The sequence below is a fragment of the Alkanindiges illinoisensis DSM 15370 genome (assembly GCF_000619845.1).
Taxonomy (GTDB): Bacteria; Pseudomonadota; Gammaproteobacteria; order Pseudomonadales; family Moraxellaceae; genus Alkanindiges; species Alkanindiges illinoisensis.
Window position 1 is genome coordinate 1,481,301 of the sequence record NZ_JHUX01000003.1, and the last position, 19,976, is coordinate 1,501,276.

General features: G+C 42.6%; 9 protein-coding genes. 3 read left to right on the forward strand and 6 right to left on the reverse strand.

Annotated features, from left to right (window positions below; genetic code table 11):
- Positions 1-30: 30 nt before the first annotated feature.
- From Q337_RS19075 to Q337_RS0107460, 3 genes are all read right to left on the reverse strand, one after another.
- Positions 31-11,790 (reverse strand): calcium-binding protein, encoded by an 11,760-nt coding sequence (locus tag Q337_RS19075; RefSeq protein ID WP_211253596.1) that lies wholly within the window; start codon positions 11,788-11,790, stop codon positions 31-33.
- 120 nt (positions 11,791-11,910) lie between these two features.
- Positions 11,911-12,630 carry a hypothetical protein gene (locus tag Q337_RS0107455; RefSeq protein WP_051526739.1) on the reverse strand — a complete coding sequence of 240 codons (720 nt, stop codon included), beginning with the start codon at positions 12,628-12,630 and terminating at the stop codon, positions 11,911-11,913.
- Between the two features lie 644 nt (positions 12,631-13,274).
- Positions 13,275-14,537, reverse strand: coding sequence for a tyrosine-type recombinase/integrase (locus Q337_RS0107460; RefSeq protein ID WP_026471068.1), 1,263 nt, complete (start codon positions 14,535-14,537; stop codon positions 13,275-13,277).
- Positions 14,538-14,871: 334 nt separating this feature from the next.
- Here Q337_RS0107460 and Q337_RS0107465 point away from each other — a divergent pair, with 334 nt between their 5' ends.
- Entirely contained in the window at positions 14,872-15,114 is a 243-nt protein-coding gene (locus Q337_RS0107465) for a type II toxin-antitoxin system RelB/DinJ family antitoxin (protein ID WP_026471069.1), read from the forward strand.
- The gene (locus tag Q337_RS0107470) at positions 15,104-15,400 is read left to right on the forward strand and encodes a type II toxin-antitoxin system RelE family toxin (RefSeq protein WP_026471070.1); all 297 of its coding nucleotides are present in this window, start codon (positions 15,104-15,106) and stop codon (positions 15,398-15,400) included. The genes Q337_RS0107465 and Q337_RS0107470 overlap by 11 nt, the downstream gene beginning before the upstream one ends.
- A gap of 443 nt (positions 15,401-15,843) precedes the next feature.
- Here Q337_RS0107470 and Q337_RS18805 read toward each other — a convergent pair whose 3' ends face one another.
- Both Q337_RS18805 and Q337_RS18810 read right to left on the reverse strand, forming a co-directional pair.
- Positions 15,844-16,059, reverse strand: coding sequence for a hypothetical protein (locus Q337_RS18805; RefSeq protein WP_156935729.1), 216 nt, complete (start codon positions 16,057-16,059; stop codon positions 15,844-15,846).
- 55 nt (positions 16,060-16,114) lie between these two features.
- A complete protein-coding gene (locus Q337_RS18810) occupies positions 16,115-16,375 on the reverse strand; it encodes a hypothetical protein (RefSeq protein ID WP_156935730.1) in 261 nt (86 codons plus the stop codon).
- A gap of 62 nt (positions 16,376-16,437) precedes the next feature.
- Between Q337_RS18810 and Q337_RS0107475 the strand changes: the two genes are divergently transcribed.
- Positions 16,438-16,728: a hypothetical protein gene (locus tag Q337_RS0107475; RefSeq protein ID WP_156935731.1), complete on the forward strand. Its 291-nt coding sequence runs from the start codon at positions 16,438-16,440 to the stop codon at positions 16,726-16,728.
- 67 nt (positions 16,729-16,795) lie between these two features.
- On the opposite strand, the gene Q337_RS0107480 is transcribed toward Q337_RS0107475, so the two are convergent.
- On the reverse strand, positions 16,796-19,906 hold the full coding sequence (locus tag Q337_RS0107480; RefSeq protein WP_026471072.1) for an efflux RND transporter permease subunit: 3,111 nt from the start codon (positions 19,904-19,906) through the stop codon (positions 16,796-16,798).
- Positions 19,907-19,976 lie beyond the last annotated feature (70 nt).

The following is a 19,976-nucleotide window of genomic DNA, read 5'->3' on the forward strand; positions in this document are numbered from 1 at the left end:
GGTTAAGGCCTGATTGTCAGCAGTAATTTATTATTTCCAGTTGGCTGTAATCACCGCATTCAGCTGCGTTTGATATTCAGGCGGTAGGGAGGTTTGACCAGCTGCTGGCGGGGTCATGCCTGCCATGGCCTGTACTAGGTTTTGTACCTGGGTATCCAGCAAAGTCAGGTTATTGCCCGACTTTAACTGCTCCATATGATACTGGTTACCCAAGTACCAGTCCTTCATGACCGCTTTATTGCTGGTGCCAATGACACTGACTTCCAGGTTGTTACCTGACTTGGTAAACCACAGCTGGTCAGCGGCAATGTCACTACCAAAGCTTAAGGTGTCCTTGTTGCCGGATGTGGTGTCATTTTCAACAAGGGTATCAATGCCACTGCTGCGGTCAAACAAATAGGTATCATTGCCTGTACCACCCGTTAAGGTATTGGCCGCAGTATTTCCTTTTAAGGTGTTGGCCAGCGTATTGCCAGTGCCATTGATAACACTGCTGCCAGTTAAGTTCAGGTTTTCAAGGTTAGTGCCCAAGGTATAGGTAATACTACTTTGTACGCTATCGGTTCCTTCATTGGCATTTTCAGTAATGACATCCCCGGTGTTATCGATCACGTAGGTATCATTACCCACACCACCAATTAGCTTATCAGCCCCTGCACCACCATCCAGATAATCATCACCAGCAAGACCGGTTAAGGTATTAATGGCGCTGTTGCCAAGCAGGATGTTGTTTAGGGTATTGCCAGTTGCACTGTTGGCACCTGTACCGGTTAGGGTCAGATTTTCCACATTGGCATCCAGAGTACGGGTGACAGAACTTTGGATGGTATCTGTACCTTCATTGGCATTTTCAGTCACGGTATCTGAGGTGCTATCCACCACATAAATGTCATTACCTAAACCACCGGTGAGCTTGTCATTACCTGCACCACCATCTAATGTATCGTCACCTGTGCCAGCACTTAAGATGTTTACTGCACTGTTACCAATAATGATGTTGTTAAGCGCATTGCCTGTACCATTAATGGCAGTTGTGCCAGTGAGGGTTAAATTCTCAACATTATTATCAATCGTGCGGGTCACGGAACTTTGAATGGTGTCCGTGCCTTCATTCGCATTCTCGTTAATCACATCACTGGTTGAATCCACGACATAGGTGTCGTTACCGATTCCGCCAATCAGGGTGTCATTGCCTGCGCCCCCGTTTAGGGTGTCATCACCTGCACCACCAGTTAAGGTATTCACTGCGCTATTGCCAGTTAATACGTTATTTTGACTGTTGCCGGTGCCGCTGATCAATCCAGTGCTGGTCAAGGTCAGGTTTTCAATATTGTCGCTTAAGGTATAGGTCACACTGCTTTGTACACTGTCGGTGCCTTCAGCAGCGTTTTCGGTAATTTTATCGCTGCTGCTATCCACGATATAAGTATCATCACCTATGCCGCCCAGCAACGTATCATTACCCGCGCCACCATCCAGGGTATCATTCCCAGCATTGCCTTCCAGACGATCATCACCTGCTGCACCTGATAGGGTATTGTTGGCACTGTTACCAATGATGATATTGTTTAAGGTATTACCTGTACCGGTAATAACACTGGTTCCGGTTAAGGTGAGGTTTTCGACATTATTGGCCAAGGTATAGCTCACGCTACTTTGCACCAGGTCTGTACCTTCATTAGCTGCTTCAGTGATTGTATCTCCTGTGCCATAAATATAGGTATCATTACCAATACCACCTACCAGCACATCATTACCTGCACCGCCATCTAAAATATCATCGCCAGCACCACCGGTTAAGGTATTAACGGCACTATTACCAATCAGAGTATTGTTTAAGGCATTACCTGTACCATTGATTGCTGTAGTTCCAGTCAGGGTCAGGTTTTCAACATTGGCATTGGTCAGTGTTAACGTCACACTGCTCTTCACCGTATCAATGCCTTCACTAACATTTTCATTGATGACATCAGTATTGACATCAACGACATAGGTATCATCGCCCTTGCCACCATACATGGTATCAGTACCAGTACCGCCATCAAGGGTGTCATTACCACCATAGCCATACAGGATATCGTTGCCTGCCTGACCCGTTAAGTTGTCATTACCTGAGCCACCATATAGGGTATCGATGCCAGTCGTCCCATTTACTGTCAGGTTTTGCACAGCAAAGGTGAGCTTAAACACATCGCTTGCGGTCTGGTTAACGGTGTCCTTGGCAGTAATTTTGATATTTAACGGGGCAGAATTATCTGGTGAAGTACCACTTAAGGTGCGTGTTGTGGCATTAAAGGTCAGCCATGCGGGTAAGGCACCACCATCTTCCAGGGTTGCGCTGTAGGTCAATGCATCACCGTCAGCATCGGTAAAGGCACCCGATGGAATCACATAGCTAAAGGCCTTGCCATCAGTGACTGTCTGATCTGCAATGGCAGTGGCAACAACTGGCGCGCGATTCGGTGGATTAACCTTGAGAGTGAAGGGTCGACCAGTTCCCTGACCATACATGTCAGTACCCCAGTAATAAAACGTGAGGGTTCCAGAAACAGTAGCTGGTGGGGTACCACTTAAAGTACGGGTTACCGGATCAAAACTGAGCCAGGCTGGAATTGGATTATACTGGCCATTGCTAGCCTGGGTATTGGAAGTGACTTTAAACGTTAACGAATCCCAAGTATCCACATCAGTAATAGCATTTTCAGCAATGGTATAACTAAAGGTACTACCCTGACTGGTATTAATCGTGGGAATAGTCACATTCTGATTCATCGTTGGCGCATGATTAGTTGCTGCCCGGTTGACCAAGGCATCAATATCGGCCTGAGTCCAGATAACCCCAGAATCAAAGACAATCTGGTCTACTTTATTGGTAGTGGTTGCCGTATCGGCCACATAATGGTTGGACAGCCAGATATGATCATTGCTGTTTTTAAAGCTTAAATAAACACTATTACCCTGCTTTTGGGCAAACACGTCATTGGTACTATACCCTTCAATTTTTAAGGTATTGATTGCTTCAATATCGTCATTAAAGCTTAATGTATCGGTGCCGCCACCTTTAGCATACACGTACGTGTCATTACCGCCCAGACCATCACTATAGTTGTTTTGACTATTACCAACGATGATATTGTCCAGGTCATTACCAAATGCAGTCTTGGCTGCACCTTTTAAAATTAGATTTTCAATATTGTTTTGCAGCAAATGATAGCTACCAGTATCTGTCCAGTTACCATTACTATCCTGACGGTAGAAGCGATGGTCGTCCCACTGCTCAACAGTATCAATACCGCCACTATCACCATAGACATAACCAGACGGAGATAAATAGCCCTCTGCAACCTGATCCCCTTGCACTAGAATTTTTATGCCATCAGAATCAGTTAATAAACTGTCATAACGATCCACAATATAATAGTCATCGTCTGCGCCGCCACTTATAACATCAGCTCCTGTGCCGCCATCAAGTTTATCGTTGCCTGCGCCACCCTCTAGAATGTCATTACCTAAACGGCCCTCTAATAAGTTATCACCGTCATTACCAATAAGTTCATTATCATTCTCATCACCCTTGGCATAAAAGTTGCCAATACCTGTTAGCACAGCTTTTTCAATATTGGTGTTCTGTAGGTCAATATTGCGGGAAATATTTAATTCATCATAACCGCCATCAGTCCCTGTTTCTTCAAAGGTATCCTGGTTATCAATAATATAAATATCATTGCCATTTCCACCTATCAAGTGATCTATACCTTCCCCCCCAGATAAATAATCATCACCATCACCGCCATCCAGAAGATCATTACCTAACCCACTATAAAGTTGGTCATTGCCATCTCCACCGGTTAGGGTATTGTTGCCATCACCACCATCGAGAAGATCATCACCGGCATCGCCGTACAGTAGGTCATCACCGGCATTGCCGATTAGCGTGTCATTACCATCTAAGCCATGTAAAGTGTCATTACCCGCGTAGCCATACAGTATGTCATCAGTATTGCTGCCTTGCTGGACTTTGGACTTGATATCATTAACGGTCCAGATAGACCCATCACTAAATACCAACTGATCGACCTGATTACCGCCTTGGCCATCTTGGATAAAATAACCGGTAATTTTTAACGTATCCGGCGTATTGACCAGACGAATCACCAGATCATCATTCACACGCTGAACGCTAATATCACTGGCGATGATGTCATCCTTAAATACAATTTTATCCTGTTTAGAAGGCTGTGAATCATAACTGGTAATAACATCCTGACCATAGCCACGGCCAAAGATGTAACTATCATTGCCTACACCGCCATCCAGCATGTCATTACCTATACCACCATCCAGTAGGTCATTGCCTACACCGCCATTTAATTGGTCATTGCCTTCATTACCATACAACAGGTCATTTCCATCAGCACCCTGAACCGTATCATTGCCGGCAAAGCCATATAACTCATCATTTAAGGGTGTGCCATTGATGGAATCATTCTGTTCAGTTCCAGGTTGTAGATGCTCCTGAATTGCAGCCTGATTCCAGATAGTGCCATCATTAAATACCAACTGGTCAATACGATAAATCTGTGGATTGTAGTTATCGAAATAATAATTAATGCGAAGGATATCTTCAGTATTTCTCACCCGAATGACCAGATCACTACCTTCACGGTTCATAATCAGATCAGTGGGCAAAATATCTGCCTTAAAACTTATTTTATCGACGGCACTCAGATTCTCATCATAGTTATTAATAACATCCTGGCCATAGCCGCGACCAAAGATATAAGTGTCATTGCCACTACCACCACTTAAGTAATCGCTACCTATACCACCATCTAATGTGTCATCGCCCTCACCGCTGTTTAGAGTGTCGTTGTCCGCTTTACCATACAGCGTATCATTGCCTTGTCCACTGTCTAGATAATCGTCTCCATCTCCACCGTCTAATAAGTCATTCCCTTTTCCACTATATAAAGCATCATTACCGGCCTCACCATACAGCCTATTTTTTCCATCCCCTGCTTCTAAGTGATCGTCTCCATCACCGCCATTAAGGACATCATCTCCTACACCACTGTAGAGCCGATCACTACCATTTCCACCTTTGAGATTATTGTTGCCATCACCGGCACTAAGGACATCATCTCCTATGCCACCATCCAGCAGGTCATTCCCCATGCCACCATCGAGAATGTCATCACCGGCATCGCCGTACAGTAGGTCATCCCCAGCATTGCCGATCAGCGTGTCATTACCATCCAAGCCATGTAAGGTATCGTTGCCAGCATAACCATACAGATTATCGTTGGCATTAGAACCTTGCTGCACCTTAGGCTTGATATCATCAACGGTCCAGATGGTGCCATCATTAAACACTAACTGGTCTATCTGATTACCACTTTGACCATCGCTAAGGAAATAGTTAGCAATTTCGATACGATCAGAAGAATCTTTAATTTGAATGATCAGATTATCCGAAGCTCGATTGACTGCAAGATCGGTGGCTGAAATACCGGCCTTAAAGACGATTTTATCCTGTTTATTAACCCTATTATCATAATTATAAATGACATCCTGACCATCCCCGCGCCCGAAGATATAGGTATCATTACCAATTCCACTGACTAAGGTGTCATTACCAGTGTCACCTTCCAGAAGGTTATTACCATCACCACTGATTAGGTAATCATTCCCTTCACCACCCCGTAAGAGATCATCGCCATTCTCCGTATATAATCGGTCATCCCCAGATCCACCAATTAAAATGTTATTACCAGTGCCACCATCCAAAGTGTCATTGCCATCGCCGCCATCTAATGTATCATTGCCCTGATCACCATAAAGGGAATCGTTACCAGCCAGTCCTGATATAGTGTCATCACTGGCATAGCCATATAAGGCATCATCCTCCGCAGTACCCTCTAGAACTTTGGCCCTAATATCGTTCAACGCCCATACTGTTCCATCTGCAAAAATAATTTGCTGAACCTGGCGTGAATTGCTATTCCCATCATCATAAAAGTAGGATTGAACCTTTAGCGAATCTGTCGTATTTCTAATGTAAAGGACAAGATCGCTACCGTCACGACGTGCCAGGACATCATTAACGGCAATATTGTCTTTAAAAATAATCTTATCATTCTTATTTAAGCCACTATCATACGCATCAATACTGTCCTGACCATAGCCGCGCCCAAAGATATAGGTATCATTTCCGCTACCTCCATATAGCCGATCATTTCCAGTACCGCCGTCTAAAATATCATTGCCCTCATTTCCTACTAAATAATCATCTCCTGCTAGACCATCAATACTATTGTCTAAACTATCACCATAAAGATTATCGTTATATTCCGTACCTTGTTGAACTTTTAAACTAATATCTTGACTCGTCCAAATTGTACCATCAGCAAAAACAATTTGTTCCAACTGATACTGGGAACCATAGTAAAAGTAATTAATGTTTATATAATCGGAAGTATTTTTAACATATAGCTTTAAATCACTGCCTTCACGTCTTGCAATAATATCATTAACAGCAATGTCACTATTAAAAGTTATCTTATCAGTTTGATTATTATAGTAATCATAGTTATAGATGTTGTCTTGTCCATTACCACGGCCAAATAGATAGGTATCATTCCCTTCACCTCCATCCAAGTAGTCATTACCAAGACCGCCAGTTAACTCGTCATTTCCTTCACCACCGTCTAAACGGTCATTACCCAGACCGCCATTGAGAACATCATTACCTCCATAGCCTAATAAATAATCATCACCATCTAGGCCGAAGAAAGTATTACTGCTTTCATCGCCATGAATCTCATCATTACCATTGGTAATTTGAAGTACCTTGCTATTGATATCTGTGGGTGTCCAGATTGTTCCGTTAGCAAAAACAATTTGTCCTAGCTGAAATTGATTAGCATAAAAATAGCTTCCTATTGTCAAACTATCGGAACTATTCTTAAATGTTATAATTAGATTATAAGATTGCCGTTTAACGATAACATCTTCAATGTTAATATCATTTTTAAATATGACTTTATCACTTCCATTATCAGTATCGTAATAATTCCCTGTAATATAATCCTGTCCAAAACCACGGCCAAAGATATAAGTATCCGCTCCAATCCCCCCATCTAGGGTATCATTTCCAATACCGCCATCCAGAGTATCATTACCACTATTACCTTCTAAATAATCATTGCCACTACCACCATCCAGAATATCATCCCCACCGTAGCCGATTATAGTGTCATTACCAGCCAAACCCGCCAAGTTATCGTTACCGGAGTAACCATAAAGTCTATCGTTATAGTCTGTGGCTTGTTGAACTTTTTGTTTAATATCAGCGATTGACCAGATTGTGCCGTCAGCAAAAACAATTTGATCTACGCGATAATTGGTAGGACCACTCTCATCAAAATAACTCCAAACAACAAGCTGATCATTAGTATTTTTAATGGTTAAAATTAAATCGGATTGATTTCTTGTTAAATTAATATCTGCAATAGAAATACCTGCTTTTAGCTGAATTTTATCAAGTTTATCAGGCGCAGAATCATAGCTATAAATAACATCATATCCATAGTTACGTCCAAAGGAATAGGTATCATTACCATATCCTCCATTCAACTGGTCGTCCCCTGCACCACCGTCTAGCTGATCATCACCATCATCGCCATATAATGAGTCATTGTCTGCTCCGCCTTCCAGCAAATCATTGCCTAAATTTCCATGTAACTCATCATAGCCGGCACCACCACTTAATACATCATCTCCTGTATTACCATAAAGCTGATCATTACCAGCCAAACCTGCTAAGGTATTGCTTGTGGCATAACCATAGAGTTGATCTGCCTGATCAGTACCTTGCTGAGCCTTAATTTTAATATCGTCTACAGTCCAGATCGTGCCATCAGCAAATACAATCTGATCCATACGTAAAGGCGTCATTGCGCTATTGGCAATAAAATAATCATTCACTGTGATCTGGTCAGCACTATTATTTATCATCAGTAGCAAATGATTATTGACACGCTTTACGCTGACCTCTGACGCTGATATTCCTGCCTCGAACTGGATTTTATCCAGCTTGCCTGTATTACCGGAATCATTATCAATATTGTTGATCACATCCTGGCCATCACCACGGCTAAACAGATAAGTGTCGTTGCCAGAACCCCCATCCAGCAAATCATTGCCACTGCCACCTTGTATGGTATCATTGCCGGCTTCACCAAAAATGGTGTCATTGCCAGCACCACCCTTGATCAGATCATTGCCATTACCCCCTTTAACCAGATCATTACCATTGCCGGCATCGACAATATCATCCCCATTTAAAGCCGTAATGCTGTCATTACCATCCCAGCTATTAATGGTATCGCTGTCTGCTGTACCGGTAATCGTATCGTCACCGGCATAAATGGCTTGCATGAATAACGTTCTGGTGGGTAGATCAGCAACCTGTGCTGCCCTGATGGCAAACTGCTCAACAAATTCACGGTATAACACATCATGATAGGGGTCTAGACCGGAAATCGTCAGGCGGAATGATTCAATTTGCCCGGCGCCATGGGCAGGATTCTGTACAAATAAGGTGGCTAACTGGTCGGCCGCCAGTGAATAATCAGCATGCCAGATCTCATCAACCAGTTTCCAGTCATGAATGCCGCCAAAACCCGAAGGAAGTTGATCCTCATAGGTGTTATGAAGAACCTGAGTGCTGCCACCTGAACTACTTGTAGAGCCTGCCAAATATAGCGTTCCCTGAAAGACTTTTTCATCTTTAAAGTTGACTAACGACAATAAATCGCTGTAATTGGCCTGCATTAGCAACTGGCTATAGGCACTCTTGACCACATTCTGATAAGCCGCCTCCAGCGAACCAATAAACACGCCACCCCGGACCAATCCTGCCCATTCGGTTTCCTTGCCCCACAGTACTTTTAATACTTCATAATGTGGCGCGCTGATGCTATATAAATTTGCATCATCATCCGGTGTATCCTGCTTACCCGTCCAGTAAAGTAGTATTTTTTCAACCAGTTGACGCTGCTGCATTGGCTCAGTAATGGCAAACTGCTCAACCAGTTCCTGAAGTTTACCTGTCGTATCATTGGCCATAGCAATATGGAGGGATGGCACGGTGCCATAGCCCATGAGATTTGGTAGTGCCAAAATATCAAACGGCAGGTTTTCCTCAATGTTACTGGAGTCAACAAACACTGTCCTGGCTGTATCAACTTCAAACAACAGGGTTTCTGCTAGGCCAGTGGTAGAGGTTTCTACCCCATCCACGATACTTGTCTGCGTATAACTGCTTAAGTTAGTGTGAACTACCTTATTACTGTCAGTCACATTTTCTACAGTGGCATTAAGATTAATGGATTTAATCGATAAGTCAGCGAACGAATACAGTTCCGTCGACTGGGAAATACCATCTTGATTCGTGTCTTTCCATATCCTCAACTGACTAAAAACAGTGTCCTGATTATTGATGATATGATCCTGGTTGGCATCATATTGTGCCAGTGCAGCAAAACCATCAGCCGCTTTATTGCCGTTGGCTAATTTGGTATCTGTGCCAAATAATTCAGAACCATTATCAATTTTGCCATTATTGTTTAAATCTAGGGTAACAAAGCCATCGCTTGCACTCACCCATGATGTATTTTCGGCAAAACCATTACCATCCAAGTCAAAATGCACCCCAGCACTGATAGGCTGGGTATTAATTTTGCCATCATGATCCAAATCCAGAATCAATGGGTCAGAAGGACGCGGTGGAATTGGGGGTATTCTTAATGGTGGTTTTTTGGGTGGCGGTGGTGCATCCCGGGTAACCACTACCCTAAACCGGATGCCCAGCTCGCCATTGTCCAGTGTCTCTGTGGTGAGTTGACCATAGGTAAAATCAATATTGCCGGAAACTTCATAGACCGCCTGAGTTGCCGATTGAGAGATTAATTGCAAAGGTCCATGGCTTAGAAGTTTATAAGGCCCGAAATCCAGTACCGGCGGGGGTGTCAGATTCTCATTTCTGTATTTAATGGTTTTGCCATTCAGTTGTTGTCCGTTATAGCTTAAAGTGCCCTTACCATCGCTATCATTAATGATAACCGTACCAGATGCCTGATAGGTATCAAAATCATCACCACCCTTTAATAATCCTGAGCCAATCAGCGTGTCGTTACCTGCCTCACCATATAGCTCATCACTATCGCCAGTACCACCTTTTAAGATGTCATTGCCATCGCCACCATACAGTTGGTCATTGCCTTCATCACCACTTAACAGGTCAATGTCTGCTGCACCATACAGCTTATCGTCGCCTTGGCCACCATAGAGAAAATTATTGTCTCTGTCGGTCTGATCATTTCTGACACTGCCGGCAAACAGCCAGTCATTACCGGCTGCACCATATAAAAAATCCCGGCCTTTACCGCCATATAAATAGTTTGCAGAAGTATCATCTACATCATTGCTTTTCGTACCCGCGTACAGAAAATCGTTACCATCGAAACCTTCAAGAACATCAGAATCTTGCCCGCCATAAAGATAATCATTACCAGCTGCCCCATAGAGATGGTCATTACCATCATCTCCATTAAGATAATTTGTTGAAGTCTCTGTGGTATCGTCTTTTCTTATACCTGCATATAATTTATCATCACCACTATCACCATGTAATATATCCTGATCTTTGCCGCCATAAAGCGTATCAGCTCCATAACCGCCATATAGGGTATCGTTGCCTTTGCCACCATGTAACGTATCACTACCTATGCCACCCTTGAGTGTGTCATTACCCCCTAGTCCAAAAAGGGTATCGTCGCCCAACCCAATCAGCAATCCCCCATCAAGCGTATCATTGCTTCCGGTACCGTAAACTGTGTCATCCAGCACCCGTGATACTGCATCTTCAATAGTTCCTGCTGCTATATCAGCGAAATCGGTTAAGTAGTCAACAAACTCCTCAAAATTTCTTTCTGCCCAGGCAAAACCAGCTGGCTGTTGAGACTGTATCCATTCACTTTTTTGATAGACGCCAAATAGTACTTTTAAGCCTACCCATTGGTCACTATTGGGTGCAAGTGCTGCAGCCAATAGTGGACTTTCCAACAACAGTGGAATAAGTGCAACCGGATTTAAACCATCCGAATAACCATAACTAAATGTCTTGATGGCACCAATCATGGCTGTACTAGTCGCTTCGCCACCAACATGAAATTTATCAATGGTACGTGCCATTGCAATGCTGGTCATTTTGACAAACTCATCGACTTTACCCGCATCAACAATAGTTTGTCCGATTTTTTTGGCCCCAGCACCATTAACCTCACCATCCTCAGTAATTTTGGTATCCCAAAAATAGAACGCACCCCCCCATTGACTAACACCTAATCCTGCGAAATCAATAGCAGCTTGAATGTCATGGCTTACTTGACTTTCTAAAGACGGAATGATGCCTTTTGGCTTACCGCTTACATTCCCATTCTTGTCTAATCCAGCAATATCGTAATAGACGTTTTTGGCAATATGATTGCTTATATTTGCAATATTTTCATTAGAGGAATTTAATTTTGCCAAATTCAGGCTTTCTATATTGATCTGCTGAATAAAATAGGCAGACTGGGTCGGTGTGACAGGACTTAAAAATCGCTCTGGATGAGCCACATAGTTCAGATACCTATTAATATCCGCTGCCTGCTGAAACCAGTAGGCCTGATCAGGGTCATCAATGAGCATTTTTGAACCAAAGGTATTGTATATATAACTATACATACCTGCATAATCAGGATACTTCCCATTTGGAACTTTAACAAAACTATCAATTATAGCTAATTGGGTCACATCTATTGAAATTGTCATAATTTTTCCTATAATCTTTACTACTGAAATGTTTTACACTTTTAAAGATGAAATATTCCATTCGTCTAATAATCGCCAAATAGCTAAGTCTATCTCTTTCCAATGTTTTAAATTTTTACTTTCGATGCGCCACTCTACTTTAACTCCTCCAAACAACGACTCTTGTGACTCCCCTACAACCCAGTCTTTATCTCTAAAAGTAAAATAAACTCCCGAAATATTAGGATAGTCAGATTTACCAAAGCAAAGTAGGCCGTTAGTTTTTGTAAAAATATTACATTTTAAGCTATACTTGCTTGAAGAATCTTTATCGTATTTGGCTTCGTCTGATTCCTCAAAAATTCTATAAGAATGATATGTATCTGTTTTTGAACCTGTAAAGTTAATTCTAACTTTGACCTGATCAGGATGATCTAAGCCATGTTCAGATTCGATGATTTTATCAGTCGCCTGCACAGTTGAGCCATTGAGCATCAAATTAAATTCCAACTGTTGCCCTGCGATGATAGCCACTGGTTGCATCTGTCTTGCCTGAGCTTTCGTCAACTTGGCAAACTGCTCCGGCACATAATCAACCGGAAACTGACCCACATAATGCTCACTTTCTGGCCGATAAAATTCAGCATCATGCGGCCCTGTAGAGATATGGGTTCTTCTGGCACCTAGTTTAGTCTTGAGGATAAATTGGTCATTAAATTTCCATGTGACCACCTCACCTTCTTTGTAAGGATCAGCTTCTTTTTGACTCGACATGCAACCTCCCAACAGTATTAGTATTGTGACTATCTTTAAATTGTTAAATCTAATAATTGTCATCTAATTGCCTTGCTATTTATAAATGAAATAAAACATTCTACTATTTCAATTGATTTATAAATAATTACTGTTGTTTATCCACATCATTCAATAGTGAGACATTCCACGCTTCAAGTAGCTATTTCCAAGATTCTGCCCGTTTACTGTTTGCTTCACACAAATTTAGTTTTAATAAAAATTTGCATATTAAACTTTCATATCTCTACTATTGTTAGCCTTGGAAGCATGTAATCCTGTTTTTCTTGCCTAACTTTACCTACAGTCAAACTATTTGATATTAACCACACGTTCCAACTTTTTAGGAGCCTGTAACTCCAGCCTCTATATCTATAAATTCAGTTATTCAAAATCAAATATTTAACTTAGAATGAATTTTTTCAATCTAACCTCATTATTAAAAGCACAATAAACACTACATAAACATACTTTTTTCTGTTGATAGAATACACTAGACAATATTTAATTAAAATTATAAGTATACAAATCTGTCTATTTCTTAGGTTAAGAAATTGATTTAATAGGTTATTTTTTATTAGATTTCATATATTACTTCCTGTTTTTCATCAGCCCATTAGAAGCAATTATATTTTGCAATACTCACCCCACTCACTCATCAGCCTGTTTCTTTTTTCCAAGAAATCACTACGCAGGTAAGCAGCCTCTACACTATCAGGCAATTTATGGGCTAACGCATGCTCACAGACTTCACGCGGATAGCTGGTTTTATCTGCTGCCCAGTCCCTAAAGGTTGAACGAAAACCATGGGTAGTCACTACCCTATCTTGTTTAGGGTCAAGAAAACCTTTTCTACCTGCTTCTAGCTCAGCAGCATGCAACCGTCTAATTACAGCAGTCAGTGCCATGTCGGATAACTTGCCACCGCGTGGTGCTGGAAAAATGTAGGGATTATCAACCATTCTAGGTAGCAGCTGTAAAAGCTGAAAAGCATCATCAGACAAAGGTACTTTATGCTCCCGGCCTGCTTTCATCCGCTCTTTGGGAATAACCCAAGTTCTTTTATCCCAGTCAATCTCATCCCATATCGCTCCAAATACTTCACCGGAACGGACTGCTGTTAAAATGGCAAACTCTAAGGCACGGGGGGATATGCCCTCACGTTGACGTAATGCAGCCATAAAACTCTGAATTTCAGTATAAGGTAAGGAGGGTTGTCGCTGGATTTCCTGTTTTACCTTGCCCAGAATTGGTTCCAATGCTCCTTTCCATGCTGCCGGATTATCACCCTGCCGATAATCCATGGCCTTGGCGTAATCTAGAATCGTCTCTAATCTGCCCCGAAGCCGTCTGGCTGTTTCATTTTTGTTATGCCATATTGGCTCCAGTACCATGAGTATTTCTGACTTACCAATATTGCTCACCGGCTGCTCGCCAATAATCGGATAGGCATAGGTTTCCAGCGTTGATCCCCATTGGGCAATATGCTTGGCATTTTTCAGTTCGCGGGTTTTATTGGCGATGACAATTTCGGCACATTCACGAAAGGTCTTGGCTTTAAGCTGCTGCATAAGCAAGGTTTGCCGTTGCTGCTTTTTTTGCTCTACCGGATCAATACCATCACGCACTTGCTTACGCAATTCTCTGGCTTTTTCCCGTGCTTCACCCAATGAGATTTCTGGATAGGCACCCAAGCCAATATCCCGACGATGTACAACAGGCTGCCCTTTACTGTCAATTCTGGTGCCTACTGCAATACGCAGTATCCATGAACGTGAACCATCCATCACGCGTAGCTGTAAACCATCAACCCCGCCCACCGGATAACGGCCATTGATTTTGAGTTTTGAAACGCTGAGCGCGGAAAGTTCTTTGGCTTTTTTAGGCATATGTCCTGCCCAATATCTTGATATGTATAAGGTGCCAAATCTAGCCTGATCCTACAAGCAAGCTTTTGAGTAATTTTTCATTAATTATTGAATTTAATGTAATTTTTATATAACTAACTGGTACTTCTATTTAGCCTTAAATACTTAAAAGTAATTCAAGAAACGTACAAAAGGAGTTGTCTGATTGTTTTCTACTCTAAGACGGTTATAGTCTGTCTAGCAAAACCCATGCTCACATAATCAGCCACGTCTAATTAAGTTAGACTATACCTCTATTATCTCACATGTTAAAATTCACTAATGTTATTACATTTGTTATTACAAGGAGAATGACATGTCGACAATTACTATCCGTATCGAAGATGATCTCAAAGAACGTTCTTACGCTGCCCTAGAACAACTAGGGATCACACCATCAGAACTATTGCGCCAGACCCTACAATATGTCGCAGAACAAAAAAAACTTCCTTTTAAAACGATTGTGGTATCAGATGAGGATGCGGAACTACTTGCGATAGTTAAGGAACGTCTATCTAAACCACAAAAAGGTATTAAGGTTAGCTTAGATGACTTATGAGTTAGAATTTGATCCACGCGCGTTAAAAGAATGGCAAAAGCTAGGGCATACTGTTAAAACCCAATTCAAAAAGAAACTGGAAAAGGTTTTAGAAAATCCCCGGATTGAAGCAAATCAGCTCAGTGGTCTGTCCGACTGTTATAAGATTAAATTGCGATCAGCCGGTTATCGTCTCGTTTATCAAGTACGTGATGAACTCATCATCGTATTTGTGGTCGCTATAGGCAAACGTGAAAATAACGCAGTCTATGAGGACGCTCATCAGCGTACCGAAGCACAAGAGTAATTTATATCTTCTGGCCTACATAAAAACCCACATAAATAAACCCACATCCCAGCCAACATAAAGTGCTGGATTAAGTCAAATTCCACCAGACACCTTCGGACAACCAATTTGCTTAAATGTATGTTTTATAATTAAAAATAATATCGTATCGGACGGTATCGGATCAATAATTCACGGACACCGTTTCCGCCAAATTATAGTTCACTACAGTTCGATGTAGTACGCAAACCCCTTAGTTTATAGGACTTAGGGGTTTTTTGTTGTCCTTAGCAAATTTTAAAAATCTGCTAAAATCCAACTTTCAAGTCATATCCTTAAGAGCATTTACTTCACCACTAAAAAGTTGAGCGTATGGCCTAAACGCTTAATCAGCTCGCCGATTTAAAATACATTAATATTTTATATAGATTTATAAGTGGCTCCTCTAATTAATGACTTGTGATTCAATTAACTGAATGAATGACCCAAGTTTTTGAGGTTCTTTGCTCACCAACTATAAATGAAATGTTTAAACATACTTTTTGCCCTTCTTTTAACCTTGAAAAATCTACATTTTCACCATTAAAAGAATCTGAATAGGTCATTCCTCCGTACTTGTCTAATTTAAATAAGTAGGTATTTCTGGCTTTAGCTGTTGAACCAGTAGAAGGAACTTTCATGGAAGAAATTCCACACGCTGTCTCAATCGGTGTACGTTGAACATCTGGGCTAAAATTAAACATTACATAAAGACTCAAAGAGGAAAGTAGAAAAAAACAATGAAAGCATTAAATATTTTTTCTTATTTTGCTCTTCATAAATTCCCAAAAATAAAGCTGCCAAGATAAATGAAATACTAGACACATAGAGTAAAAAACCCTTATAGCTAAGCATATGATATAAAATAATTTTTAATTTTATTTCTTCTCTTTTGTAATTTCTATCAGGCTTAAATACTGATAATAAAGTTATTGGCGACAGGTTACGACGTTTCAAGCTTTTTTTTTAGCCAGAATCCCTTAAAATGGTTATCTGTTATACAGTTTGAGACCATGATCATGTCAGTGGCTTTAATTATCCGTAATATTAATCCCGACCGTGACCCCAATACCGAACTTCTGGTAGTTACGCTGGATGACAACCGTGCCATCACCGCAGAATTGGGTTTAGCACCCTATCCCAATGTTGCCACCAGTTTTAATCCGCAAGGTCAAGTCTACTGGTTTCCCCGAGTTACCCAGGCACAGGATCACGGTGTATTTCTCAATGATGAAAGCAACCATTGCCATGCAGAAGACAGCAATGACACTGATTACCTGTGGTTTTGCGAACTGGATCAGGCGGGTTAAGCTAAAAATGGCCAGCTTGTTTCTGGTTGACCATTTTTACCCGCTTTTTTTGCTCAAGCCTCAGTTTTTAAGCCCTTGTGGTTTTTCCAGCAAATAGTTTTCTGACCAGTACAAAAAATAGTGGTACATAAAATACTGCCAGTACTGTGCCAAATAATACCCCACCCACAATACTTACCCCAATTTCCTGACGGCTAACTGCTCCTGCGCCAGCGGAAAATACTAAAGGAATTACGCCTGCTACGAAAGCCAGTGAAGTCATGATAATGGGCCGTAGTCGCAGGCGTGCGCCTTCCAGTGCAGACTCTAGAATACTGCTGCCTTTATCCTGTGCAGCGGCGGCAAACTCTACAATCAAAATGGCATTTTTGGTCGACAAACCAATGGTCGCCAGAATTGCCACCTGAAAGTAAATATCGTTGCTAAAACCAGCAAGCTTGGTAAATAGCACAGCTCCCAGTACACCTAATGGAATAACCAGCATGACAGCCGTAGGAATGGTCCAGCTTTCATAGAGTGCAGCCAGACACAGAAAAATAAATGCAATGGAGGCAATATACAGCCAGATACCCTGCTGGGTGGTTTGCTGTTCCTGATAGGACAAGCCACTCCAGGCCAGTCCAAAGCCTTTTTCGGCATTGACCAGTTGCTGCATGGTGGTCATGGCTTCACCTGAGCTATAGCCCTCAGCCACGTTACCATTAATCTGCATGGATGAAATCCCATTAAAACGCTGTAGCAATTGCGGGTTGCGAATCCAGTCCGTAGTGGTAAAGCTGGCAAATGATGCCATAGTGCCATCGGCACCGCGTACGTACCACTGGGCCAAGTCCTCTGGCTTGGAGCGTGAATTCATGTCACCCTGAATGTATACCCGCTTGATGCGCCCACGGTCAATGAAGTCATTCACATACACGCCGCCCCATGCCGCACTCAGGGTTGAATTAATATCAGACTGACTTAAGCCCATGATGGCAGCCTTGCTCTGGTCAATATTCAGGTGCAGCTGGGTTTTATCTTCAAGCCCGCTCATACGCACATTACGCAGATTAGGATTGTCATTGGCCTTGTTAAGAATGCGTTCCTGTGCCGCAATTAAGGCATCACGCCCAGCATTATTGATGTCCTGTAACCAGAATTCAAAACCGTTCGACTGGCCAAGCCCACGCACAACAGATGGTGCATTCACATTCACTTTAACATCCGGTACTTTTTTAAAGTATTTATTGGCGCGTTCAATAATGGCCGCAGCCGTGTTGTCTTTGCCTTTGCGCTCATCCCAGTGCTTTAGTGACACATAAGCCTGCCCAACATTTTGCCCATTGCCTGAAAAATTACGCCCGAGCACAATCATTACAGTATTCAGGTTATTTTTTTCTTTGGTTAGAAAATAATCCGACACCTGTTTGCCAATTTGTTCAGTATCACGTAAAGGTGCACCTTCCTTTAGGGTAAATTGCACATTCAGCGATCCCTGGTCTTCATCCGGCAAAAAGCTGGTGGGCAAACTGGTATATGCCACTGCTACCAGTGCAGAAATGACAATAAACCCTGCCATAAATAGTTTTGGCCAGCCAATCATGCGTGCCACTGCATTTTTATAGCCGTGCTGCAAACACTCAAAACTCCGGTTAAACCAGCCAAAAAAACCACCTTGATGCGGCTCTTTTTGATGAGATGGTTTAAGCAAGGTTGCGCACAAGGCAGGTGTTAAGGTCAGCGCAACCAATACCGACAATATCATGGCCGACACGATGGTAATGGAAAATTGCTGGTAAATAACACCAATCGAACCGCCAAAAAATGCCATCGGCAAAAATACTGCGGATAGCACCAGCGTAATGCCAATTAGCGCGCCCGTAATTTCCTGCATCGATTCAATGGTCGCTTGTCGTGCATCCAGTTGCTGTTCATGCATTACCCGCTCGACGTTTTCCACCACCACAATAGCATCATCTACCAGTAAACCGATAGCCAATACCATGGCAAACAGGGTTAGCGTGTTAATGCTGAGTCCCAGCACGGCCAAAATACCAAATGTCCCTAGCAGTACCACGGGTACGGCAATGGCCGGAATAATAGTGGCGCGCCAGTTTTGCAAAAATACAAACATGACAATCACCACCAGAATAATGGCTTCAATGAGTGTCTTAACCACGCCTTTGATAGAGGCCGTTACAAACGGTGTGCTGTCACGTGGATAGGCAATTTTTAGCCCGGCCGGCAGTTGTTTTTCCAGTTGCTGCATTTCACTGCGAATAGTGTCAGCCACGTCCAGTGCATTAGCACCGGTAGCCAGATCAATTGACATACCGGAAGAGGGAAAACCATTCAGGCCAGTAGATACTGAGTAATTTTCTGAACCCAGCTCCACCCGTGCCACATCTTTTAAATACACCACGGCACCGCCCGGCTGGGCCTTGAGCACAATATTGCCAAACTGCTCCGGAGTTTGCAGACGTGATAACGCCGTAACATTCACGTTTAAATACTGGTCGGGTGGTGCAGGCTGCGCACCAATTTCACCGGCGGTCACCTGGGTATTTTGCGCTTCAATGGCGTTGCGGATGTCCGATGGCATCAGGCTGTAGCTGTTAAGCTTTTGCGGATCAAGCCAGATGCGCATAGCATATTGCGAGCCAAATACATTGGTTTCGCCTACCCCATTAATCCGGCTCAGCACTGGTTCCACATGGTTAATCAGGTAATCGGAAATTTCAACCGTGCTCATTTTGCGGCTGGTGTCATAAATACCAATTACCATCAGGCTGTCACCCTGTGACTTGGACACCGTGACGCCTTGTTGTTGTACCACTTGCGGCAAACGATTCAGGCTACTGCTAATGCTGTTTTGCACCTGAACCTGCGCGGTATCCGGGTCTGTACCTTGCGCAAAGGTTAAGCTAATGCGCACTTGCCCTGATGCACTACTGGTTGATGAAAAATACAGCAGGTTGTCAATACCGCGAATTTGCTGTTCCAGCACTTGCGTAACACTGTCCTCCACGGTTTTGGCGGATGCACCACTGTAATTGGCTGAAATCCTGACTGTTGGTGGTGCAATATCAGGATAGCGTTCTACCGGAAGCGTAAAAATGGACAGCGCCCCCAGCGCCATGACCACAATTGCCAATACCCAGGCAAAAATTGGCCGATCAATAAAAAAACGGGACATCAAGTCTGTTATTCCCACAAAGAAACTGGTACTGGCATAGTGCTGCCCAGCAAGACACGCACCTAGACCACAA

Excerpts from the sequence above, each read along its gene's own strand:
- Q337_RS19075 (WP_211253596.1), bottom strand. The coding sequence starts at position 11,790 with ATGTATAGTTATATATACAATACCTTTGGTTCAAAAATGCTCATTGAT.
- Q337_RS0107455 (WP_051526739.1), bottom strand. The coding sequence starts at position 12,630 with ATGTCGAGTCAAAAAGAAGCTGATCCTTACAAAGAAGGTGAGGTGGTC.
- Q337_RS0107460 (WP_026471068.1), bottom strand. The coding sequence starts at position 14,537 with ATGCCTAAAAAAGCCAAAGAACTTTCCGCGCTCAGCGTTTCAAAACTC.
- Q337_RS0107465 (WP_026471069.1), top strand. The coding sequence starts at position 14,872 with ATGTCGACAATTACTATCCGTATCGAAGATGATCTCAAAGAACGTTCT.
- Q337_RS0107470 (WP_026471070.1), top strand. The coding sequence starts at position 15,104 with ATGACTTATGAGTTAGAATTTGATCCACGCGCGTTAAAAGAATGGCAA.
- Q337_RS18805 (WP_156935729.1), bottom strand. The coding sequence starts at position 16,059 with ATGAAAGTTCCTTCTACTGGTTCAACAGCTAAAGCCAGAAATACCTAC.
- Q337_RS0107475 (WP_156935731.1), top strand. The coding sequence starts at position 16,438 with ATGTCAGTGGCTTTAATTATCCGTAATATTAATCCCGACCGTGACCCC.